This is a genomic window from Sphingomonas aliaeris (assembly GCF_016743815.1).
GTDB classification, from domain to species: domain Bacteria; phylum Pseudomonadota; class Alphaproteobacteria; order Sphingomonadales; family Sphingomonadaceae; genus Sphingomonas; species Sphingomonas aliaeris.
Genome location: NZ_CP061035.1, coordinates 2015594 through 2037015, shown reverse-complemented (window position 1 = coordinate 2037015; position 21422 = coordinate 2015594). Strand labels below are relative to the sequence as shown.

22 protein-coding genes and 1 tRNA gene are annotated in these 21422 nt (G+C 61.5%); 11 read left to right on the top strand and 12 right to left on the bottom strand.

Going from position 1 to position 21422, the window contains the following annotated elements; genetic code table 11:
• The first annotated feature begins 147 nt into the window (after positions 1 to 147).
• The 6 genes from H5J25_RS09645 to H5J25_RS09620 are packed head-to-tail and all read left to right on the top strand — an operon-like array spanning position 148 to position 3269.
• The gene (locus tag H5J25_RS09645) at positions 148 to 450 is read left to right on the top strand and encodes a hypothetical protein (protein WP_202090480.1); all 303 of its coding nucleotides are present in this window, start codon (positions 148 to 150) and stop codon (positions 448 to 450) included.
• The gene (locus H5J25_RS09640; RefSeq protein ID WP_202090478.1) at positions 447 to 929 is read left to right on the top strand and encodes a DnaT-like ssDNA-binding protein; all 483 of its coding nucleotides are present in this window, start codon (positions 447 to 449) and stop codon (positions 927 to 929) included. The genes H5J25_RS09645 and H5J25_RS09640 overlap by 4 nt, the downstream gene beginning before the upstream one ends.
• A complete protein-coding gene (locus H5J25_RS09635) occupies positions 926 to 1876 on the top strand; it encodes a phage minor head protein (RefSeq protein ID WP_202090476.1) in 951 nt (316 codons plus the stop codon). The genes H5J25_RS09640 and H5J25_RS09635 overlap by 4 nt, the downstream gene beginning before the upstream one ends.
• Entirely contained in the window at positions 1873 to 2262 is a 390-nt protein-coding gene (locus H5J25_RS09630; protein ID WP_202090474.1) for a hypothetical protein, read from the top strand. Before H5J25_RS09635 ends, H5J25_RS09630 begins: the two co-directional genes overlap by 4 nt.
• On the top strand, positions 2259 to 2636 hold the full coding sequence (locus tag H5J25_RS09625; protein ID WP_225883029.1) for a hypothetical protein: 378 nt from the start codon (positions 2259 to 2261) through the stop codon (positions 2634 to 2636). The genes H5J25_RS09630 and H5J25_RS09625 overlap by 4 nt, the downstream gene beginning before the upstream one ends.
• Before the next feature lie 51 nt (positions 2637 to 2687).
• Positions 2688 to 3269 carry an HAD family hydrolase gene (locus tag H5J25_RS09620; RefSeq protein ID WP_202090472.1) on the top strand — a complete coding sequence of 194 codons (582 nt, stop codon included), beginning with the start codon at positions 2688 to 2690 and terminating at the stop codon, positions 3267 to 3269.
• On the opposite strand, the gene H5J25_RS09615 is transcribed toward H5J25_RS09620, so the two are convergent.
• A complete protein-coding gene (locus H5J25_RS09615; protein WP_202090471.1) occupies positions 3197 to 4048 on the bottom strand; it encodes an Abi-alpha family protein in 852 nt (283 codons plus the stop codon). The two genes, H5J25_RS09620 and H5J25_RS09615, sit on opposite strands and share 73 nt — an antisense overlap.
• Positions 4049 to 4135: 87 nt before the next feature.
• Here H5J25_RS09615 and H5J25_RS09610 point away from each other — a divergent pair, with 87 nt between their 5' ends.
• Together H5J25_RS09610 and H5J25_RS09605 are read left to right on the top strand one after the other, a co-directional pair.
• Positions 4136 to 4696, top strand: coding sequence for a hypothetical protein (locus H5J25_RS09610; RefSeq protein WP_202090470.1), 561 nt, complete (start codon positions 4136 to 4138; stop codon positions 4694 to 4696).
• A 162-nt stretch (positions 4697 to 4858) separates the two neighbouring features.
• Complete coding sequence (locus H5J25_RS09605) at positions 4859 to 5539, top strand: recombinase family protein (protein WP_202090469.1); 681 nt, start codon at positions 4859 to 4861, stop codon at positions 5537 to 5539.
• Positions 5540 to 5932: 393 nt separating this feature from the next.
• Here the strand turns inward: H5J25_RS09605 and H5J25_RS09600 are convergent, their stop codons facing one another.
• The 5 genes from H5J25_RS09600 to H5J25_RS09580 form a co-directional block, all read right to left on the bottom strand.
• Positions 5933 to 6979: a DUF262 domain-containing protein gene (locus H5J25_RS09600; RefSeq protein WP_202096273.1), complete on the bottom strand. Its 1047-nt coding sequence runs from the start codon at positions 6977 to 6979 to the stop codon at positions 5933 to 5935.
• Between the two features lie 326 nt (positions 6980 to 7305).
• Positions 7306 to 7701, bottom strand: a complete 396-nt coding sequence (locus H5J25_RS09595) for a hypothetical protein (protein WP_202090468.1) — start codon at positions 7699 to 7701, stop codon at positions 7306 to 7308.
• Positions 7702 to 8189: 488 nt separating this feature from the next.
• Positions 8190 to 8266 (bottom strand) — tRNA-Pro (locus H5J25_RS09590).
• 200 nt (positions 8267 to 8466) lie between these two features.
• Positions 8467 to 8733, bottom strand: coding sequence for a hypothetical protein (locus tag H5J25_RS09585; protein ID WP_202090467.1), 267 nt, complete (start codon positions 8731 to 8733; stop codon positions 8467 to 8469).
• Between the two features lie 156 nt (positions 8734 to 8889).
• Positions 8890 to 10215 carry a M20/M25/M40 family metallo-hydrolase gene (locus H5J25_RS09580; RefSeq protein ID WP_225883507.1) on the bottom strand — a complete coding sequence of 442 codons (1326 nt, stop codon included), beginning with the start codon at positions 10213 to 10215 and terminating at the stop codon, positions 8890 to 8892.
• 476 nt (positions 10216 to 10691) lie between these two features.
• Between H5J25_RS09580 and ettA the strand changes: the two genes are divergently transcribed.
• Entirely contained in the window at positions 10692 to 12371 is a 1680-nt protein-coding gene (ettA, locus tag H5J25_RS09575) for an energy-dependent translational throttle protein EttA (RefSeq protein WP_202096272.1), read from the top strand.
• 42 nt (positions 12372 to 12413) lie between these two features.
• On the opposite strand, the gene H5J25_RS09570 is transcribed toward ettA, so the two are convergent.
• The 6 genes from H5J25_RS09570 to H5J25_RS09545 form a co-directional block, all read right to left on the bottom strand.
• Entirely contained in the window at positions 12414 to 12686 is a 273-nt protein-coding gene (locus tag H5J25_RS09570) for an acylphosphatase (RefSeq protein ID WP_202090465.1), read from the bottom strand.
• Positions 12687 to 12851: 165 nt separating this feature from the next.
• Entirely contained in the window at positions 12852 to 14501 is a 1650-nt protein-coding gene (locus H5J25_RS09565) for a M28 family peptidase (protein ID WP_404829526.1), read from the bottom strand.
• Positions 14498 to 15292, bottom strand: a complete 795-nt coding sequence (locus tag H5J25_RS09560; protein ID WP_202090464.1) for an NYN domain-containing protein — start codon at positions 15290 to 15292, stop codon at positions 14498 to 14500. Before H5J25_RS09560 ends, H5J25_RS09565 begins: the two co-directional genes overlap by 4 nt.
• A 74-nt stretch (positions 15293 to 15366) precedes the next feature.
• Positions 15367 to 15765 (bottom strand): DoxX family protein, encoded by a 399-nt coding sequence (locus H5J25_RS09555; protein ID WP_225883027.1) that lies wholly within the window; start codon positions 15763 to 15765, stop codon positions 15367 to 15369.
• A 31-nt stretch (positions 15766 to 15796) separates the two neighbouring features.
• The gene (gene greB, locus H5J25_RS09550) at positions 15797 to 16300 is read right to left on the bottom strand and encodes a transcription elongation factor GreB (protein ID WP_202090463.1); all 504 of its coding nucleotides are present in this window, start codon (positions 16298 to 16300) and stop codon (positions 15797 to 15799) included.
• Between the two features lie 11 nt (positions 16301 to 16311).
• Positions 16312 to 18294 (bottom strand): lytic transglycosylase domain-containing protein, encoded by a 1983-nt coding sequence (locus H5J25_RS09545; RefSeq protein ID WP_202096269.1) that lies wholly within the window; start codon positions 18292 to 18294, stop codon positions 16312 to 16314.
• A gap of 88 nt (positions 18295 to 18382) precedes the next feature.
• Here H5J25_RS09545 and dapA point away from each other — a divergent pair, with 88 nt between their 5' ends.
• Both dapA and H5J25_RS09535 read left to right on the top strand, forming a co-directional pair.
• On the top strand, positions 18383 to 19264 hold the full coding sequence (dapA, locus tag H5J25_RS09540) for a 4-hydroxy-tetrahydrodipicolinate synthase (protein WP_202090462.1): 882 nt from the start codon (positions 18383 to 18385) through the stop codon (positions 19262 to 19264).
• Positions 19265 to 19472: 208 nt separating this feature from the next.
• Positions 19473 to 21332 (top strand): methyl-accepting chemotaxis protein, encoded by a 1860-nt coding sequence (locus tag H5J25_RS09535; protein WP_225883026.1) that lies wholly within the window; start codon positions 19473 to 19475, stop codon positions 21330 to 21332.
• Positions 21333 to 21422 lie beyond the last annotated feature (90 nt).

Sequence of the window (21422 nt, the reverse complement as noted above, 5' to 3'; positions counted from 1 at the left end):
CGGGGCATCACGTCCCCGGCAACGGACAGTTCGGTGAGTGTCCGTGTCTCAAAACAACCCCGAAAGCCGGCGGCGCCGCACTCCTTGGTGCGTGGCCGGCACCCATTCTTACCAGGTGCTTCGATGCTTGCCGACCTTCTCCCTCTCATGACCGATCAAGTTCAGCACTGGAAGGATCCGTTGCGCGACGTGTTCGGCAAGGCGAGCGATGTTCGCGGCTTTACGGAGCATTCGGCCCGCATCGTCTTCACCCCCGGCGTCCGGCTAGGCGAGGCTTCCCGCCAGAACGTTCCGGACGCCGCTGCCACCATATGGCTGTTCGATCATCCGCGCCCGATCGCGATAGGCGATACCTTCATGCTGGTCAGCTCCGGCGACGTGCTGAAGGCCATCCGGATCGAGCGCCGCGCCATCGCTGGGGCAGCTCTCACCAAGGTATATCTGTCATGAGCGACAACACGACGCCGTTTGCCGTCCAGGCCGGTATCAACTCCTATATCGGGCTTGCCGACGCCAACACCATTGCGGCGGGGCGGCTTTTCGCGACCGGCTGGAACGCGTCAACCGATGAGACCCGCGCGAAGGCGCTTGCCACGGCTACGGCATCGTTGGACCAAATGCGATGGGCGGGGCGCCCGGTTGCCCCGACGCAGCCGCTTGCCTGGCCGCGCGTCCCGGAGCGTTGCCCGCCTGGCTATCCCCTGTCCGCGCCGACGCCGCCGGAGATCCTCACAGCCTGCGTCGAGCTGGCAATCCACCTTATCGCGAACGGGCAGCAATCGAGCGCCCCGGTGCAGATGCGCACGATAGGCGACACGTCAGTCATGTATTTTGCGACGATCGCGGATGAGCTGCCGAAGCATGTTCGCCGGTTGATCGAACCCCACCTGCGAGTTGCGTCGGCACACGTCGCAGAGGTGATGCTGTGACGGACAATATCGAACTAATCGAGGCAATCCACGTCGAGCAGCTTTACATGACGCTGCTGGCGACGATCGAGCGCTTGCGTGCTGAGATAGCATCGGACGCCATCCTAGCCGAGATCGAGCAGCCGACTGAAATCGGCGCGTTCAGCGTTGAAGCGTTGGAAGCGATCCTCGCGCCTCACCGCGAGCCAGATGCGGCCTATCTGGACGATGGCTTAGGCGGCTTCTTTGCTGCCGTGGTAGCACTCGCCGCCGCCGCTGTAGGGCATAGCGGTAGCAGCCGCGATAGCACGATGTTGGCCGAGCGAGATTTGCAGCTCGCGCTCATGCGCACCCGGTTCCTGGCGGATACAGCGCAGGCAGTTCGCGGGACGATCCAACGCATGCGCACCGGTGTAGGCGATATGGCGTCACGCGTGCGCCAGGTTCGCCGCTCGATAGGGCTTAGTCCTGGTCAAGCCGCGTCGTTAGATGCCGCGCGCCAGGCGCTGTTCGCCTATCTTGCGGATCCGGCGACCGCCGCGCCTCGTGCGATCCTATCCCGGCTATCGGCCCGCCTTTCGGGGCCGCAGCGCGCAATGCTGGAAAAGGCCATGAGGCCCGAACTGGACGCGGCGCGGGTTGAAAAGCTGCTGTCGAAGCATGCGAACAGCATGGCGACCTACCGCGCCCGCTCGACGGCGCAGCACCAGACGCACGCCTTTGCCGAACAAGGCAAGCTCACGGCCTGGCGCATTGCAGAGCGCTTCGGCATCCTTCCGCGCGGGCAACGCCGGTTCTGGCAAACCGCTGGCGACGAGCGCGTGCGCCACTCTCATGCCGCTGTGCAGGGCATGAACCGTGCCGGCGTCCCGCTTGATAAGCCGTTCGCAACACCTCTCGGTGAGTGCATGACGCCGCCGCTTGAGATCGGTTGCCGATGCAAGGCGATGTTGAGGCCATCCCTATGACCGTCCGGGTTGATCCGGCGTTTTACGAAGACCGCAGGCCAAGCGGCGAACGTCGATTGTTTCAAGCTGTCATCCTGAACGCGATACGGGAAGCGACAAACCAGTTTTACGCCGGCATCCATCCGATGCTGGAAAAGCGCATTCAGCGCCAAGCCTTGCTCTGGTTCGTTAAGGCCGGCGCAGATTTCCAAGAGGTGTGCCACCATGCCGGATTGGAACCGCAGGGCGTCCGTAAGGCGTCGCTGGCTTACATCACTCACTATAACGCAGACCCATCCAAGGCCGTCCGCCTCGCTAAACTGAACGCAAACGCCAAGCGCGTAAAAAGGCGGGCGTCTAATACCAACGCCGCGATAGTTGCGGGCCAATGCGAGATCCGACTTTGATTACCGAACCAGTTTCCTTCGATCTGGCCGTCGCTGGCCGCAATATTGACGGTCGCACTGTCGAAGCGCGCCGGTTCCGCTCGATCGGCACCGATCTTACGGAGCAATTAGGTCGAACCCCAACCGCGTCCGAACGCCTCATGCTGATGAACGCCGCGACGATCGCCATGCTGTGCGAGCAGACCGCCGCCGACCTTTTGGAAGGAAAGGAAATCGACCAGGCGAACTACCGCCGGAATGTCGACATGCTAGGCCAGCTCCTAATCAAGCTGGGGATGGCGCAGAAAAGCCGGGACATCACGAAGCGGGGGCAGGGGGCAAGCGACCCCTTTGGTGCAGCGCTGATTGAGGCAACCGCAGTTGAGCGCGAATAGCAAAAGGCCGCTATTCATCGTAGATTGCGATGAGGTGATCTTCATCATGCTGTGCCGCTGGCGACATGGCTGATCGAGCGTCACCAGATCGATTTCCCACTAATGCGGGGACGCGCTCGACGCCTAGATGACGGCTCTACCGTATCGCCGCGCCAGTTGAGCGACCTATGCGAGCTGTTCGCGCGCGACGAGCTATTAAGGCAAACTCGCGCGGATGGAGCGCGCGAGGCACTTGCGGCCTTCGCGGAGGCCGGCGACGTGGTGATCCTCACGAACATTCCAGACCGGCATCGAGATGCGCGCGTGCAGCAATTCGCCGCGCACGGCATGCATTACCCTATCCAGTGTAACCAAGGATTGAAGGGTGCCGCTGTGGCGCGCTTGGTAGGCGATCGTCCGGCGGTGTTCATTGATGAAAACGATGCGCACCACGCGGACGTATCGAAGGCCGCGCCACACGTTTCCCGGCTACAGCTTATTGCGGATCCCCGCATCGCTGATCTCACCCCGGCAAGTCACCATGCACACGCGCGCCATAACCGCTGGGACGCCGCAAACACCTATTCCGTTGAGGCTTTGGAGCTTGTTTCAAGATCAACCATGCAAGATTTGGCGAAGGCAAATCCCAACTGAGTTAAGTGCGCCAAATGCAAGCCATATGTCCCCGGTCCGAACGGGGATTGCGGAGCGAAGCTCAAAGAGTGGATGGCAATGGTAGGAGTCGTGAGGGCTATCAAACCTTCTTTGCGGAGCATATCGAAGGATACGTGCTGTTCAAGAAAGAGCGGCTCGTAAAAGTAATAACGGCCATTTTCCTGGTTCAGATAGCCACCTAAAATAGTTGGTCCAAGTTTTGGATGATCTTCAAATACCCTTAGCGTTTCCGCCCAAATTTCATTTGGCAGGGTATATTTGCCAGACGGAACAAGCCAGTGCGGGAATTCATTGGTTTCCGCCGCTTGGGGAACACTCACTGAGCGCATATTCAAATCGCCCGCCCGGTCGATGACAGCTTTCAGGCATCGTGCCTCATCGGGTCCAAACCTCCGCAAAACTTCAATGAATGCGTTTAGATGTGACTTATAATCGGAGAGGCCGGATAGCAGGAGGTTCTCCCACAGTCTGTTCAAGGTCGAACCATCGGCCTCAAGTGATGCAGAATCTGACCAGCTTGCAACGAATTTGACCGGCGCAGGCTTCAGCGGAAGCTGCAGATCCTCCGCCCGTTTCATTGCGGCCTGTATGCGCTTGGTGGTCGCCGCCTCCCGATGACCTCGGATACTATCTCCTAGCATACCGGCGGCTTCGGTGATCGGGCTGACAAGGTCGGCGATGCTTTCCCCTAATCTACGAACAGTTGGTTCGGGGATCGTGCCACTGATGCTTATTGGGAATTGGCTACCTTCGGACATCCGACCGTTGTGCCGTGCGCGCAGCGTTAACGCAATGCACACCTTAACGGCTATCGACAGCGCTTTCGGTTGAGCTAAGCCAAAATGATGTCCACCTCTGACCTCATCGCCTCCGGTGTGCTTGTTACCGGCGCACTGGCCCTTCTTTTAACCCTAGCCGGCGTCATCGTTGCCAAGACCGCGAACGCCATCAATCGCAGTTCCAGCGCGCAACAAATCGCAGTAGCCGAAAGGGAGCTGTATCTAAGCCTGGTCGAAAAGCGGTGGACGTGGATGTCCGGCTATGTCGAGGCATTCATGGAACGCCAGGGTGAATGGCAATCCGAAGCCTTTAGCAAGGCCAACAACGAACCATTCGATACGAAGTGGGAGCGTCGATTGAACGCCCTGCACCTCCAGGCCGAATGGATGTTCGACGGCGAGATAGCTCGTAGGGTCAACCTGATAAAGATGCACCAAGCGAGGGCGGCTAATGACTATTGGATGTGGGTATTCGAGGGAGACGAAACCCTGTTCGATATCAACTTGCCGGCGGACGCGAGAGGGATTGAGCTGGCGCACGAGGAGCTTGCGGAAATGATCGATGATATGAGCCGCTATCTCTATGTAGGGGATATCGAGCGTGCGAGTGCATCCGTAGCTGTATAGGGCGCGCGGTATAAACGGGACCACACGCGCCCGGCAACTTCGCTCCCTACCGTCCGGTCGTCTCCGATCCCTGCCGTCAGAACGTCAATCGTAACACTTGCCAAAGCCCGCCCACCTGTTACAACAGCTGCAACGACGGATGTAGCTAATGGAACGACTCGAATGGCGACCGGAAAGCACGTTGCATACTACCGGGTTAGCACGGCGAAACAGGGTAGAAGCGGCCTAGGTCTTGAGGCGCAGCAAGCGGCGGTGCGAACCTTCCTGAACGGCGGAAGCTGGGAGCTGATAGGGGAGGTCGTCGAGGTTGAGTCCGGTAAGCGAGACGACAATCGACCGCAGCTTCTAGAGGCATTGCGCCTGTGCCGCACGACTGGCGCTACCCTGATCGTTGCCAAGCTCGATCGCCTGTCGCGTGACGCCGCCTTCCTTATGAGCCTACAAAACTCCGGTGCGCAGTTCGTTGCCGCCGACATGCCAGGCGCGAACACCTTTACGGTTGGTGTGATGGCGCTGGTGGCACAGCAAGAGCGAGAGGCCATCTCGTCGCGGACGAAGGCTGCGTTGGCAGCGGCAAAGGCGCGCGGTGTTCGTTTAGGCGGCAATCGCGGACATGAGCTGCCATCTCATCGTGCAGCCGCCGCCAGTGCAGCGGCGCGCACAGCCAAGGCACGCGCCAGTGCCGCTGATATATTGGTGTCGATTGAGCATGCGCGAGCGAATGGAGCAACGTCGCTACGTGAGATAGCCGCAGCCCTGAATGCAGCCGGCACCACCACCCCGCGCGGGGGCAAGTGGCAAGCTTCACAAGTTAAAAGAGTTGTCGATCGTGATCAAGTTTAAGTGTTTGGTTCTATCATATAGCACATGATCAGTGAGTAGATGCACCTGATCGTCGCGCTGACGAAACGCTACATCACCTAGACCTCAAATTTTATTCTTTGTAATTATCGCTCCCCGACGGTTTCGGAGCGGATGACGCTCCAATACAGTAGAAGGCTTTGGATATGCAAAGGGAGCGTCGGAGCAGAGTTCGAGCATTCGGGCTGCTCTGGCAAGATTTCAGTCAATTTTGCTGATCATATGAATAGATTACTCCCAATAGCGCCAAGTCTCCCCAACCAGCTGCTGTCATCACCGTGGCAATGCTACAAAAAAATATCAATAGCTGGATTGAGTCGATCGCCGCTCTTATTCTAAGTTCAAATTCGATTGACTACGTTGCTTAGCAGTTGCCTAATCGAGGATGCAATTCGGTTTAGGAGCAGTTTCTACCTGCTCACTTACGCCGTCCAGGATCGATCTAACCATCCGCCCTCTCAGTTCCCGCTGAGGTTTCCGGCTGACTGCCTCACGAGCAGCCAAGATATAATCATCAGGAAAGTTTGTTGCGAAGTCCATTAAAGCATAACCCGACTGCACTGGGTCTTTTTGCCTTAATGATGGCTGCCGAGCAAGTTCCGAGATAACGGTGAAAAAGTTGGCTTTGTTCCACCAGGGTGATGCAGGCGGAAGCATCATCGAAAAAATGAACTGCGCGGTTTCATCAAGCGTGGAAAGCACCTCATCTCTCTCCGGAAAGGACGTAGAACGTTCATCAAGCATCTTCCTGACTCTATCGTTCCGTTCGTAATAGCCGAGCAAAAATGTGCACATCACATTCAATGTGAACATGAGAGGCACTTTTCTATCAAACTCAAAGGACGTAAAAACTTCGCTTTGTCGAATTAAATTAGAAAAAGGACCTTCCGCGCGCTCAGTCAACCAACGCCAATTGCTATCATCAATTCCAGGATCACGGCTAAAGACGTTAAGAGCAGCAGACTTGGAACTTTCCGAAACTTCTACACCAACCGTGTCTTCATCAGCGATATCAAAATACTCATCGTCTGGTTCACGTCGAAGAATCTCACCGCTCAACAGCCTTGCTAGAAGCATGAAATCCGAGGCCGAGTATTCAGAGGCAAGCTTCTCGATTGAGGAAAGTGAATAATAAGTTCTATTAAGACGATGAAAAACCTCCTTGAGTCTCGGATCCCCTACATCCAAATCAAAGTCTATGACTGGAACCTCATACTTTAGAAATTCCTCGCGCTTTTTGGGCGATAGATCGCTGAAGAAACTACCATTCAAGTCGATTTTGTTTCCCACAAAGTCAAGGATGGTATTTAATCGCTGCTGACCATCCACGACGGCCTGACTGGCTGTCATCGAGTCTAAATCGATGGGCCCTCGAGCTAAGAAGATCTGGGGGAATGGGTAGCCGTTTAAGATCGTGTCGATAAAGTCTTTTTATGGGCGTCTCGCCAAACCAAATTGCGCTGAAAATACGGAGACAATGTGATGCTCGAATTTCGCATCGCCGATATGAGATCCACTATTTCGCGCGAACGCACAGTATATTTTAGTTCGTTTATCATGAGATCACCTGAGTAACGTGCTAAGAGCGCTGTCTTGCTTCCAGCAAAATGCAAACTCGTTCATGTAAATCGCGATGCTTACGTTTTTAAATAGGTCGGCGTTCGCGCGACTAAGGGACCCTTGGAAAGCCGCCCAACTTCGGCTTTTGTCGGACAGGGGCATTGCGTCGATACGTATCATGCCCCTTCTCAATATCTGATCTTTGAAAAGATCAATTTCACTTTTTTCGAATGGCCGAATGGCGTTAAATCCGTGAAAGAGCGCGTGGCTTTGACTACATCCATCCATGCAGACTGGAACAAGTCTGGACTTATGCAAGCGGCATCCAAATCCGAGATTCCGGGCTCGAAAAGCCGGTCCTTGTGGACGCTGAAACCCAATTGTGCCGAGCCAGTGAATGCGACAGCCGAATAAGGAACTGCAAAATGCTCGGATATGGCCGTTCGTATCGCAAATTCTCGTTCACGATGAAAATGCAGTGAAGCCGCCCGCTCCTCGATGAACAAGCGACGAGATCGCTGTTCACGATCTTTGTAATTTCTACTGATCGCTCGCACAGAGCGTTTGAGGAGCTCGACGCTCACCCGCGCACTCTTTCACGTTTCGAGGAAAGCAGCTGCGAGTCTCGTTGATGCATCTTGGTGCGTTAGACTGCTCGCGAATCCGTTGCAATCTTCGGGTCGGCGGGCTGCGCTTTGTGGCGCACTGAGATCGAAAGCGTATGATGTCGGGAACGGTTGGACACCGTTTCGCAGCATGCTGCCGCATGCTGCCGCAGGCTGCCGCCTTAACATCGCATGCAGACCGGCTGTAACGGCCGCTGGAGACGCTGTCCGGCCATTTGGTGCCGTCACCCCATCAAAGTCTGCTCATCTCCTGTCGGGCTTTCAGGGTGAGAACGGGTGGGGGGGCAAAACCGATCCTCGACATGACGAATCACTCGGCTCTCACCACACCACTCTTAATTACTCAGCAAAACTTACGGGTTGATACAGCGCACGATACAGCAGTTGCTACAACACATCGCTGAAACGACGAGCTAACTTGCTGAAACAAAACAATATTAGATAAATGGTCGGGGAGACAGGATTCGAACCTGCGACATCCTGCTCCCAAAGCAGGCGCGCTACCGGGCTGCGCCACTCCCCGACGCGAGGGAGCGCTTAGGCGGGACTGGCCGGGGGCGCAAGGCATATAGCACGTTGCGTGACAGTTTAACGGCAGACTGGCTTATCCGGCTGCGCATCGATCACCACGGCGACCGTCCCGCACAAAGAAAAAGGGCGCCCCCTTGCGGAAGCGCCCTTCGTCCAAAATAAATCCATCGGGCCATGAAGGCCCGACAGAACTTACTTCATGTTGTCTGCCTTCTCTTCCGCTGCGTCGCGGACGTTGTCGGCAGCTGCTTCCATGTTGTCGGCAGCGTTCGTCAGAACGTCTGCAGCAACGGCGTTCGACGAGTTGTCGGCCATTGCTTCCATGTTGTCAGCGGTCATTTCCATGTTGTCTGCGACCACGTCGGCGTTGTTCACGACGGCTTCGGCCTCAGGGGACTTCGTGCAAGCAGCCACGGACATCAGGCCGGCGGCGGCGAGAACAAATGCGATCTTCTTCATGCGGTTGCTCCCAAGCATAGCAAAACTCGCGGCCAGCTCGATTGCCCCCCGCGAAGCCCTGCAAATAACGTCGTTTAACGAACCGTCAATCGCAAACTCCGATCAAGACGGTCGGGATTCAGCTTTCAGCAAGGCGCACGAGAGAATCGGTTCGTCTCATTTGCCCGAAACGGGTCCGATATCCTCCGGCGCATTGGCGACGACGGCCAGCATCGCGGTCCATGCGGCGACGTTCTGCGCCAGCTGCGCGGGATCGATGCGGTCCAGCGTATCCTCGGGCGTGTGGTGATAATCGAAATAGCGCTCGCCGGACTGGTTGAGGTCGATGCCGGCCACGCCCGTCGCCAGGATCGGCTCGACATCGGCACCACCCCGCGCCTTGTCGCGCCCCTTCACGATGCCGAGCGGGGCGAGCGCCGCGCCGACGCGGTCGCCGACTGCTTTCGCCTGGTCGGGCAAATTGGTCGTGAAACGCCAGACCTTGTCCGCGCCGAAATCCGATTCCGCCGCCAGTACGTGGCGGTCGCCCTTATGCGCTGCTGCATAGGCGTCGCCACCGAAGCCGCCGACTTCTTCCGATCCCCACCAGACGACGCGGATCGTGCGCTTGGGACGCGGCCCGTCGAGCAATCGTTTCGCCGCCGCCGCGGTGATCGCCACGCCCGCCGCGTCGTCGATCGCGCCGGTGCCGAGGTCCCAACTGTCCAGATGCCCGCCGATCAGCACGATGCCCGCCTTGGCATCCGTACCGGGTACTTCCGCGATGACGTTGCCTGATTCGTGCGTCCCAGTCTGCTGCGGGGTCAGGACGATCTTCAGCGTGACGGGTTTGCCGCGTGCGACCATGCGCGACAGATTGTCCGCATCGGCCGTCGACAAGGCAGCCGCCGGGATCGGCGCGACACCCGCAGCGAAGGTCGTCAGGCCGGCATGCGGCCCGCGGCCATGATCCGATCCGATCGACCGGATGACGATCGCGGCAGCACCCTTCGACGCGGCGACATTGGGGCCGGTGAAGCGCGCCGCGCCGAACTGGCCATAGGTCGAACCGTCCTGCGTGGCGGTCATCGCATTGGAAACGAACGCGATCTTGCCTTTCAAACTTCCGTCGGGAGCAGCCTGCAGATCGGCAAAGCTCGGGAAATAGACGATCGGGGCAGTCAGGCCCTCCGGCGGCGTCGCTGCGGAGTTACCAAGCGCAGTCAGCTTCAGTTTCTGCGGAAAAGGCGACACGATTTCCGCCGTTTCGGTACCGCGCACCCAGACGGGCATCCGGTACGTTTCGATCCGCACGTTCTTGAAACCCAGCGACTTCAGTTTCGCCACCGACCAGGTCCGCGCCCGCGCTTCCGCCTCGGTCCCGGCGAGCCGCTGGCCGACCTCCGTCGTCATCCCCTCGACGATATCGTACGCGACCTCGTCCTTCAGCGCCGCATCGCGCAGCTTCGCGACCGCCGGATCGACGGGCGTCGGCGCGGGCAGGCTGGTGCGCTCCTACGGGCGCGGCGTTGCGGACGACTGCGCTACGGCCGGAGCGGAAAGCGCGGTCCCGGCCAGGGCTACGATCATCATGGTGCGGTTCATACAAGGATTCCCTTTTGCAGCGGACCGGCCGGCGCCGGTGTTCGCAGTCAGGCTTAAGCGAACCGACGCGGCATGGCATCCCAAAAACCGGCCGGTTCACCCGCCTCGGGAAAATACGATCCTGTCCTACAGACGCGTCCTGGGGCACGGACGGATCATGTCGTTCCGGGCTCTCTTTCCAGTAATTCCGTCGTTCTTTTCCCCGCTCTGTCCGGCGTTGCGGATACCCCCATAGCGTGTGACTTTGTGTGAACTTCGGCTGCGGGCCGGCGCTGCGTGCGAACCTCCCGCGCGGGTTTGCCAATCCGCCTCGCGGCCATTACATCGCGCCCAGCTTTCCCGCACATTATCTCGACAAGAACGGAGCAATTCCCGTGGCCGCTCAATACGCCTTCGTGATGAAGGACATGACCAAGACCTTCCCCGGCGCGCCGAAGCCGGTGCTCAGCAACATCAACCTGCAATTCTATCAGGGCGCGAAGATCGGTATCGTCGGCCCGAACGGCGCCGGCAAGTCGACGCTGATGAAGATCATGGCCGGCGTCGACAAGGATTATACCGGCGAGGCGTGGCCCGGTGAGAACATCACCGTCGGCTATCTCGAGCAGGAGCCCGAACTCGATCCGACCAAGACCGTCCTCGAAAACGTCAAGGACGGCGCCCGCGCGACCGCGGACATGGTCGATCGCTTCAACGCGATCTCCGCCGAAATGGGCGATCCGCAGGACGATACCGATTTTGACGCGCTGATGGAGGAGATGGGCGAACTCCAGGGCAAGATCGATGCGGTCGATGGCTGGAGCCTCGACAGCCAGCTCGAACTCGCGATGGAAGCGCTGCGCTGCCCGCCGTCCGATTCGTCCGTCACCAGCCTGTCGGGCGGTGAAAAGCGTCGCGTAGCGCTGACCCGCCTGCTGATCCAGAAGCCGTCGATCCTGCTGCTCGACGAACCGACCAACCATCTCGATGCCGAAAGTGTCGAATGGCTGGAAAACCATTTGAAGGAATATGCCGGGGCGGTCCTGATGATCACCCACGATCGCTACTTCCTCGACAATGTCGTCAACTGGATCCTCGAAATCGATCGCGGCAAGTATTTCCCCTATGAGGGCAATTATTCGACCTATCTCGAAAAGAAGTCGAAGCGCCTCGAGCAGGAAGAGCGTGAGGAAAGCGGCCGTCAGACCGCGATCCGCAACGAGCTGGAATGGATTCGTCAGGGTGCCAAGGCGCGCCAGACCAAGTCGAAGGCGCGTATCGCCAACTTCGATCGCCTCGTCGAGCAGCAGCAGAACCGCACGCCGGGCAAGGCGCAGATCGTCATCCAGGTGCCGGAACGTCTCGGCGGCAAGGTGATCGAGGTCGAGAACGTCTCCAAGGCGTATGGCGACAAATTGTTGTTCGAGGATCTGTCCTTCACGCTGCCGGCGGGCGGCATCGTCGGCGTCATCGGCCCGAACGGCGCGGGCAAGTCGACCCTCTTCAAGCTGATCATCGGCAACGAAACGCCCGACACCGGCACGATCGACAAGGGCAGCACCGTCCGCCTCGGCTATGTCGACCAGAGCCGCGACCATCTCGACCCAAGCAAGAACGTCTGGGAAGAGATTTCCGACGGCCTCGATTACATGAAGGTCAATGGCCACGACCAGTCGACCCGCGCCTATGTCGGCGCGTTCAACTTCAAGGGTGCGGACCAGCAGAAGAACGTCGGCAAACTGTCCGGCGGTGAGCGCAACCGCGTCAACATCGCCAAGATGCTGAAGCGCGGCGGCAACGTCCTGCTGCTCGACGAGCCGACCAACGACCTCGACGTCGAGACTTTGGGCGCGCTGGAGGAAGCGATCGAGAACTTCGCCGGTTGCGCGGTGGTGATCAGCCACGACCGCTTCTTCCTCGATCGTCTCGCCACGCATATCCTTGCGTTCGAAGGCAATTCGCACGTCGAATGGTTCGAAGGCAACTTCGCGGCGTATGAGGAGGACAAGCGCCGCCGCCTCGGCGATGCGGCCGACCGGCCTACCGCGCTCGCCTACAAGAAACTGACCCGCTGACCGGGCAGGGGCCGTCGGAGCGATCCGGCGGCCCTTTTCCGCTCAGGCGCCGAGCCGCTTGGTGAAGCCCTTCAGCTTCGCATCGTTCGCCGCCTGTATCTCGACATTGTCCACCCGCGCCAGGGCAGGGCCCTCGTGCAGCAGCTCGATCATCTTCTCGACCGCCTCGTCCTCTCCCGAAACGACGACCTCGACCGCCTTGCCGCTGTTGCGGACATAGCCCGTGATGCCGAGGACGCGGGCCCGCGTCACCGTCCAGTTGCGATATCCGACCCCCTGCACCTTGCCCGTCACTAAGATTCGATGCGCCGCCATGTCCTGAATGCCTATGATGTGTCCGTCCGTGCGACCCCCGCCCGGCTCTTCCGCAACGGCTATCAGGTGCGATCGGGGGCGGAAGCCGCGGCTATCCTTTCCGTCCCGATTTCAGCAGCTTCCAGCGCAAGATGAGATCAGGCCGCGACGGGGCGTTACCGCGTGTCATCTTCGCGAAGCTTTGGTCGTCGATCGGACGCCCTGGAATTCCGATCCGGCGCTCCATTCCGGCCAGACGCCGGCCTTCGCCAGTCGCGCCCCCATGACGTGGAACAGGCCGACATCCTCGGCCGCCCCGCGCAGATCCCAGCTTGCGGACCATTCGTCGCACGTCTTGTGATAGCAGGCCATATACCCGTCCAGCCACTTCTGGCCCGCCACCCGGCCACCGGCCTTCAGATCCGGCGCACCGCCAAGCGCCATCAGCAACAGCGACGGCACGCCCTTGCGGACGACGGAGAAATGGTCGGCGCGGTAGAACAAGCCGCGCTCGCTGAACGTCTCCGGTGTGATCGTCCGCCCCTGCGCCGTCGCCGCTTCGGCCAGCAGCGTATCCAGCGTCGAATTACCTGCACCGACGAGGATGACGTCCTTCGCCGGGCCGGCGGTCTGCAGGATATCCAGCGTCAGGTTCGCCACCGTCGTCGCCAGCGGATAGACCGGATGCGTCGCATAATATTCCGAACCCAGAAGCCCGCGCTCTTCCCCCGTCCACAGCGCGAAGACCATCGACCGGTCGGGTTGCGCCCCCGCCTTGAACAATCGCGCCAGTTCCAACACGCCCGCGACGCCAAGCGCATCGTCATTGGCACCGGGGCGGATCGTCTTGCCACCCGCCTCGGGCTGGCCCTTGCCGTACGCATCCCAATGCGCGCCGAACATGACGCTCTCGTTCGGCCGCGTCCGACCGGGCAGCTTCGCCAGCACGTTGGCACTCTCGATGCGGTCGATCTGCACCGGCAGCGACGCCGCAAAGCGCATCGGCAGTTCGACCGGTTTGAAACTCGCGGAACGGGCCGCCACGCGAAGCGCGTTCAGATCCAGCCCGGCGCCCGCGAACAGCCGGTCCGCGACGTCATGCGCGATCCATCCTTGCAACGGCACGCGCCGGTCGTCCGGACCGCGAACGATGTCGTAATTCTCGCCCTGATTGGCGGACACCGTGCTCCAGCCATACCCCGCGCCGCCCGTATCGTGGACGATCAGCGCAGCGACTGCACCCCGCCGCGCCGCCTCGTCGAACTTGTAAGTCCCGCGCCCGTAATAGGTCATCCGCTTGCCGCCGAACCGGCCGGACGCATCATCGCCCGCCGCCGCTTCGAAATCGGGATCGTTGACCAGGAACACGGCGACCTTGCCCTTCAGGTCCACGCCCTTGAAATCGTCCCACTTCGCCTCCGGTGCGTTCACGCCGTACCCTACGAACACCATCGGCGCGCCGGAGATATCGATCTTCGGCGCAGCACCGACCGTCGTCAGGTTGATATCCGCCGGGCGGGCAAGCGGGACGCGCTTCCCGTCGGCACCGATCACCGCGATCGGACCGTCGCCCAACCGCGTGTGGATCATCGGGACGGTCTGCACCCACTTCCCGTCCGGCCCACCGGGTTGCAGCCCGAGCGCCTTGAAGCGCGCGACGAGATACTCGACCGTCTTCGTCTCGCCGGCCGTTCCCGGGTTGCGCCCCTCGAACGCGTCCGACGCCAGCACCTTCACCGTTTCGGACAGGCGGGAAGGGTCCGGCGAGACCGGAGCCTTCGCAGCCCCCAGCAGCGCGATCGCACTCACAGCGAGCAGAACCTTGCGCGTCATCATCGTACCCTCTTCACATACGTCCTGCCCTCGCGCGTCTCGCTGCGGAACTCGGGCAGCGTCGCGATCAGGTCGCCCAGCTTGGCGAACCCATAACTGCGCACGTCGAAACTCGACCGGTTGCCCGCGATGCGTCCCACTTCTGACACGCTGGCAAACCCCTCCGCATCGCGCTTCGCCGCTTTCCACGCATCGCCGAGCAGTTTCACCAGATCCTCTCCGACCGGCAGCGCGACATCCTTGGCCGGCGCAGTTTCCGGCTTGGCTTTCGGCTTTGCGGCCGTCGATGGCGCCGCGCCAGCCGCGCCGGCAGCCTTGGGCAATATGGCGGGCGGAAGCGGCATTTCCTCCTGCACGGCCAGTCCGGTCACGTCGATGAAGCGCGTGCAGGCCTGCCGGAACCCTTCCGGCGTTCGCGAGGATCCGAACCCATAGACCGGCAATCCTTCCTGCCGAATACGCATGACCAGCGGCATGAAATCGCTGTCCGACGACATGATGCCGAACCCTGTCACGCGTCCGCGATACAGCAGGTCCATCGCATCGACCGTCATCTTCATGTCGGTCGCGTTCTTGCCCTTGGTGATGTCGAACTGTTGCTGCGGCTCGATCCCATGCTTCAGCGTCAGCGCGGCCCAGGTCTTGAGTCCGGGTTTGGACCAGTTGCCGTAAGCCCGCCGGACGTTCACCGCGCCCAGATCGGCGAGCACCGTCAGGACGGGGTCGAGCGACGCCGGTTGGGCATTATCGGCGTCGATCAACAAGGCGACGTTGCGTGAAGTATCGTCGCTCATAGCCAACTCCCTGATCTGTCATCGGGAGCGGTATAAGGCGGGCAGGGGGCATGTCACCCCCTCCAGCGTGGCGGTTATCGCCGGCCGCGACCGTCCACGCTCCAGGCGCCGGCCCCGGCGGCAGCGAGATACAGGAAGATGAAGCAATACAGCATCACCGGTTCGCCGCCATTGACCGACGGAAAGATCGACTTCGGCGCGTGGACCATGAAATAGGCGACGGCGGACATTCCCGCGAGAACGAACGCGACCGGCCGGGTCATGAAACCGATCACGATCAGCGCCCCGCCGACCAGTTCCAGCACGCCCGCCACGGTCATCAGTCCGTTCAGCGTCATCGGAAAGGGCGGTATGCCGAAGAACTTCGACGTACCGTGGTGCAGGAAACCCAGCCCCGCGACGATCCGCAACACGGCGAGCAATTTCGGTGACCAACTGGCAGGGATCGGCATGACATCATCCTTATCGTTCAAGGAAGGATCGTTCCATGTCCGTATCGTCGGGTCAATCGTCGGCCCGGAAATCCTCCGGTGACGGATAGGCGATTGCCATCACCTCATACTCCCGTTCGCCGCCGGGCAGTTCGACGCGCCGGACGTCGCCGATCGTCGCGCCGCGCAGTGCGCGGGCCAGTGGTGCGTTCCACCCGATCCGCCCCTCGCCGGCGTCGGTCTCGTCGTCTCCCACGATCGTCAACGTGCGATGATTGTCATCTTCGTCGGCGATGGTGACGGCCGCACCGAAATAGACTTTCGACCGATCGGGCTGCTGCGCCGGATCGACGACCTTCGCAGCCTTCATTCGCCGCGCGAGGAATGCGGCGCGACGGTCGATCTCGCGCAGCCGCTTGCGACCATAGATATAGTCGCCATTCTCGCTGCGATCGCCATTGCCCGCCGCCCAGGAAATGACATCGACCAGCTTCGGCCGCTCTTCGCCCAGCAATTGACGATATTCCGCGCTGAGCACGGCATAGCCCGCAGGCGTGATATAATTGGGGCGATCCATCGCAGGCGATCTCAGCCCGGACGCGCCTTGCCCAGATACCAGCTCAGTTTGTTCGTCGCGCCCGCCGACCGTGCCTGAGCCGGGTTCATCAGATCGTAGACCACCGCATTCTCCAGCACCCGCTGTACGTAGTTGCGGGTTTCCTGCAACGGGATCATCTCGATCCAGTCGACGATATCGACCGTGCCCATCCGCGGGTCGCCGTTTGCGCGGAGCCATTTGTTCACGTTGCCCGGCCCGGCATTATACGCCGCGACCGCCAGCGGATAGCTCGCGAAACTGCCATAGACGCGCTGGAAATAACTCGATCCCAGCTGGATGTTATAGTCGGTGTTGTTGGTCAGCGCTCCGGCATCATAGGACAGGCCCAGCTTGCCGGATTGCTCGCGCGCCGTGCCAGGCATCAACTGCATCAGCCCGCGCGCGCCGACGCGACTGATCGCCGCGCGGTCGAACTGGCTTTCCTGCCGCGCGATCGCGTGAATCATCGACCAGTTCGCGGCTTGATCCGCCGGCACCTTCACGCTCGGAAACGCGACCGTCGTGTAATCCGTCAGGCCGTTCTGCGATGCGCTGCGCCCGACCATGACGCCCAGATCGGGCCGGCCGATGACCTTGGAGAATTCACTCGCCAGCGCATGGTCCGTATCGGATTTCGCATCGATCGCGATCTGGCGGACGAACAGGCTCTGGTCTTCCCACCGACCGGTGGTGCCCAGATACTGCGCTGCGCGCACCACGTCGCGATTGTAGAACGCCTTTCGTGCCGTCGCGTCGATCGGACGGGTCAGCGGGGCGGAGGGCGCGGTCAGCAACAGGCCGAGACGCTCCGTCGCCAATTGGCCGTAGAAAAGGTCTCGGTAACCGGACGCGCGGCTGAAGAACGCCTGCGCGTCGCTCTTGCGACCCGCCGCCTCGGCAGCGCGTCCGGCCCAGTAATAGCCCTTCGATTGCGACTGCGGCGTCTGCGACCCGCGGGCGTAGCGATCGTACATGCCGATCGCATCCGCCGGCCGGCCCGACTTCATCGCCGTCTGCCCGGCGAGCCAGACTAGGCTGGTATAGTCATCGCGTTCCGACAGCGGCGCCTTCGACACGTCGGTGCCAGCGGGATAGGCATCGTCGACCTTGCTCGCGATATCGTAGGCGAGCGTCGACTGGCCGTCATTCGCCGCCTCGCGGGCGATCGTCAGCAGCAGGTCGTACCAGCGGCCGACATCGCCGGGGCGGGACGTCAGCATGCGGGGACGGGCGAGCAGGGCGCGGGCGGCGGCGGGGGCGTTGCCGTTGCGGAACCACGTCGCGCGATCGGCGATGAAGCCGGGATCGTTGCCGGCGAGGAGTTCGACGGACGTTGCCAAAGTTGCCGCAGAGGGCGCGTTGCTGCGTAAGGCAAGGCGCGCCTCGAAAACCGGGCGTTTCAGCGGGCTTACGAAGAAAATCTGGCGTTGCGCCGATTGAAGTGAGTTTTGCCAGAGCAATGCGTCCATCCGCGCGTCATGGTCCAGCGGGCCGAAGGCGGAGGAAAAGTCCGCCTGCAATTTTGCCTCGTCCGTCGCGGCGAGCGGGCCCGAGACCCACGCCTTGCGCGCCGCGGCATTCGCATCGTCGCGATATCCGCCGACCGCGAGTGCGCTGGCGAAGGCGGTGCCGCCTGCGCCCGAACGCGGCGGAAACCGGCGGAAGAACGCGACCACGGTCGATGGCGACCAGCCGCCCTTGGCCAGGGAACGCTCCGCCGTGTCGCGCAGACCGGTCTCGCCCGGCCAGCCGGGATGGGCGAGCAGGAAACGGGCATAATTTTCGAACGGATAACCCGGCGTCTGGCGCAACGATTTCCACTCGACGATCGCGGCGGCAAGCGTCGCGTCCTGCGTCGGGGATTGCCCATCGATCATCTGCTGCACGCGGCCCCAGCCGAGTTGCTCCTGTCCGGCGGTCATCAGGCCGGCGGCGGTGGCGAACATCAGGGCGGTCTTGAACAGCGGTATCATGTGGACAGGATAGGTCATCGCTTCGTATCTGTCGCCCATCAAAAGCGCCGGAGCCGGCGGAATATCGCACCACAGGAGCAGATTAGCCATGTTTTCCGGATCGATACCGGCGCTCGTCACCCCGTTCGAATCCGACGGGTCGTTCGCGGAAAAAGCGTATCGCGAATTCATCGAATGGCAGATCGCCGAAGGGTCGAATGGATTGGTCCCGTGCGGGACGACCGGAGAGGCCGCGACGCTGAGCGCGGAAGAACATTTCCACGCCGTCCGCGTCTGCGTCGATCAGGCGAAGGGTCGCGTGCCGGTGATCGCCGGGGCCGGATCGAACGATACGCGCGTCGCCATCGCCAACATCCGGGCGGCGAAAGACGCCGGCGCCGACGCGGCGCTAATGGTCCCGCCTTATTACAACCGCCCCAATCAGGAGGGCATTTTCCGCCATTTCGAAGCGGTGGCGAACAGCTGCGATCTCCCGATCGTTCTTTACAACGTGCCGGGCCGGACCGTGACGGATATCGCGGTCGAGACGGTCGGCCGGATCGCCAAAGCGTTTCCCAGCGTCGTCGGGATCAAGGATGCGACCGGGATCATCCAGCGCGCCTCGGCACAGCGGATCGCCGCGGGGGCGGATTTCTGCCAATTGTCCGGCAATGACGACATGGCCCTGGCGTTCAACGCGTCCGGCGGGGTCGGATGCATCTCCGTCACCGCGAACGTCGCGCCGCGCCTGTGCGCCGAATTCCAGGCGGCGTGCGCCGACGAGGATTATACGCTCGCGCTGGATTTACAGGATCGCCTTTTCGCGCTGCACGTCGCGATGTTCACCGACGCGTCGCCGGGGCCGGTCAAATATGCGCTCGGACGGGTGAAGCCCGGATGGCCGCTGCATCTCCGCCTGCCGATGACCGAGCCGAACGAGGCGAGCCGCGCCGCAGTGGACGACGCCCTGGTAGCGGCCGGCCTGCTTTGACCCAGGCGGCCTGAGACGGCGCCGATACAGGCAGGAGAACATATATTAGACGGCGTTCGCGACCGGACGCCGTCCATCCACTCTACAAAGAAACGATTGGCATTTTTAGGAATGGGGCTGGTGCCCTGACCCCATTTGCCATCGCATCATCGCAAGGGCTGCGCACCACGTGCCGCCCCCGATGCGGGTGTTCGGAGTAGCTGAAGCGATGAATCTGCGTAATCGGTCGATAACCACCAAACTCATCGCGGCCTTTGCCGTCAACATCGCGATCGTTGGTACGATGATGATGGTCGTGTGGAACACCTCCACCACGGTGAACGAGGCCGCGACCAATTCGTCGCGGGCGCAGGAGATCCACGGGCTGACCCTGGCGTACGAGATGGCGGCGCAGCGGATGAACGCGCAGGTGCGCGGCTATGTCATCACCACTGATGATTATTATGCGGGCATCTACAAGGAGGCGAACGGCCAGATGGCCGAGGCGCTGGCCAAGATGGACGACCTCGTGACCGACCCGGCGGATCGGGCGAAGCTCGTCGAGGTGCGGGAACTGAAAAAGGCATGGGAGCCGTTATGGGCGACCCGGCTGATGACGCTGGCCCGCCAAGGCCGAAACGCCGAGGCCATGTCGATCATCCGCGCCAACAACAAGATCCAGTTGCTGGCCCCGGTTCTCAAACCCTTGCGCGCCATCCGGGCCGAGCAGCTCGATCTGATCGCCGCCTATACCGCTGAACACAATGAAGCGGTCGCCGGCAGCCGCCAGGCCATGCTGATCGGCGGGATTTTGCTGATGATTTCCGTCATCGGCCTGTGCGTATTGCTGACCCGGTCGATCGGCCATCCGATCAAGCGGTTGACCGCCGTGATGAATATGCTCGCGGTCGGCCGTTATTCGGTCGAGGTTCCCGGACAGGACCGCGGCGACGAGGTCGGCCAGATGGCGAAGGCGGTCGAGGTGTTTCGCGGGAACGGCATCGCCAAGGAAGCGGCGGATGCTGCCAAGGCAAAAGCCGATAACGACCAGAAGCTGGTCGTCGAGACAGTCTCGGAGCATCTGTCCGATCTGTCGAAGGGCGACCTTACCGCAGCGATCGTAAGCGAGTTCCCGCCGGAATATGTTGGTCTGAAAAGCAATTTCAATGAAGCGCTGGTCAAACTGCGCGACCTGATCGGTGCGGTGTCGGAAAGCGCGCGGGCGATCCGCACGGGATCCGGGGAGATCGCACAGGCATCGGAGGATCTGGCCCGACGGACGGAGAGCAACGCCGCGGGCCTGGAGGAAACCGCCGCCGCGGTGACCCAGATGGACACTCGCCTGCGCACGTCGGCGGACGCGGCGGCCCGCACCGTGGAACGCGCGGACCAGGCGATCGCGACGGTCGACGGCGGCCGGGTCGTGGCGGAGGAAGCGGTGCAGGCGATGGGCCGGGTGTCCGAAAGCGCCAAGGGAATCGATTCCGTCATCGAAGGCCTCGACAAGATCGCGTTCCAGACGCGCGTGCTGGCGATGAACGCCGCGGTCGAGGCGGGGCGGGCGGGTGACGCCGGTCGCGGCTTCGCGGTGGTGGCCGATCTGGTCTCCGCACTCGCCATGCGCGCCGAGGAGGAGGCCAAGCGCGCGCGCGATCAGTTGACCGTGACGCAGACCGATATCGGCACCGCCGTGCTGGCGGTGACGAAGGTGGACGGCGCACTGTCCGACATTTCGGGCGATGTTTCGCAAGTGCACGAACTGCTCGCCACGATGGCGACGGACAATCAGGCGCAGTCGGCGGCGATCACCCAGATCTCGTCGGCGATCGGAACGATGGACCAGTCGACGCAGCAGAATGCGGCGATGGTCGAGGAAACGTCGGCCGCGGCGCGCAATCTGGCGACGGAGGTCGGTCATCTCGCGGAACAGGCGGGGCGGTTCACGATCGGCCAGGGCGCTGGCCCTGTCTCCGCCCGCAGCAAACCGGACTATGTCACCCCCGGGGCGTATACCTCGCCGATCAAGCCGCTTCCCGCCGCCGCCATCCCGGCGCTGGTCCGCAGCGACGACGACTGGAATTCGTTTTGAAGTTCGGCCTCTTACCGGTGATTGAAGTCCCCTTCGGAAGCCCCGTCACCCCCGGATGAGCCCGGGGTGACGGGTCCTCCGAGCCCGGAC

What these genes read in the sequence shown, in the direction of transcription:
- H5J25_RS09645 (WP_202090480.1), top strand. Translation starts at nt 148, where the DNA reads ATGACCGATCAAGTTCAGCACTGGAAGGATCCGTTGCGCGACGTGTTC.
- H5J25_RS09640 (WP_202090478.1), top strand. Translation starts at nt 447, where the DNA reads ATGAGCGACAACACGACGCCGTTTGCCGTCCAGGCCGGTATCAACTCC.
- H5J25_RS09630 (WP_202090474.1), top strand. Translation starts at nt 1,873, where the DNA reads ATGACCGTCCGGGTTGATCCGGCGTTTTACGAAGACCGCAGGCCAAGC.
- H5J25_RS09615 (WP_202090471.1), bottom strand. Translation starts at nt 4,048, where the DNA reads ATGTCCGAAGGTAGCCAATTCCCAATAAGCATCAGTGGCACGATCCCC.
- H5J25_RS09610 (WP_202090470.1), top strand. Translation starts at nt 4,136, where the DNA reads ATGTCCACCTCTGACCTCATCGCCTCCGGTGTGCTTGTTACCGGCGCA.
- H5J25_RS09605 (WP_202090469.1), top strand. Translation starts at nt 4,859, where the DNA reads ATGGCGACCGGAAAGCACGTTGCATACTACCGGGTTAGCACGGCGAAA.
- H5J25_RS09585 (WP_202090467.1), bottom strand. Translation starts at nt 8,733, where the DNA reads ATGAAGAAGATCGCATTTGTTCTCGCCGCCGCCGGCCTGATGTCCGTG.
- H5J25_RS09570 (WP_202090465.1), bottom strand. Translation starts at nt 12,686, where the DNA reads ATGGCGGCGCATCGAATCTTAGTGACGGGCAAGGTGCAGGGGGTCGGA.
- H5J25_RS09565 (WP_404829526.1), bottom strand. Translation starts at nt 14,501, where the DNA reads ATGATGACGCGCAAGGTTCTGCTCGCTGTGAGTGCGATCGCGCTGCTG.
- H5J25_RS09560 (WP_202090464.1), bottom strand. Translation starts at nt 15,292, where the DNA reads ATGAGCGACGATACTTCACGCAACGTCGCCTTGTTGATCGACGCCGAT.
- greB (WP_202090463.1), bottom strand. Translation starts at nt 16,300, where the DNA reads ATGGATCGCCCCAATTATATCACGCCTGCGGGCTATGCCGTGCTCAGC.
- H5J25_RS09545 (WP_202096269.1), bottom strand. Translation starts at nt 18,294, where the DNA reads ATGATACCGCTGTTCAAGACCGCCCTGATGTTCGCCACCGCCGCCGGC.
- dapA (WP_202090462.1), top strand. Translation starts at nt 18,383, where the DNA reads ATGTTTTCCGGATCGATACCGGCGCTCGTCACCCCGTTCGAATCCGAC.
- H5J25_RS09535 (WP_225883026.1), top strand. Translation starts at nt 19,473, where the DNA reads ATGAATCTGCGTAATCGGTCGATAACCACCAAACTCATCGCGGCCTTT.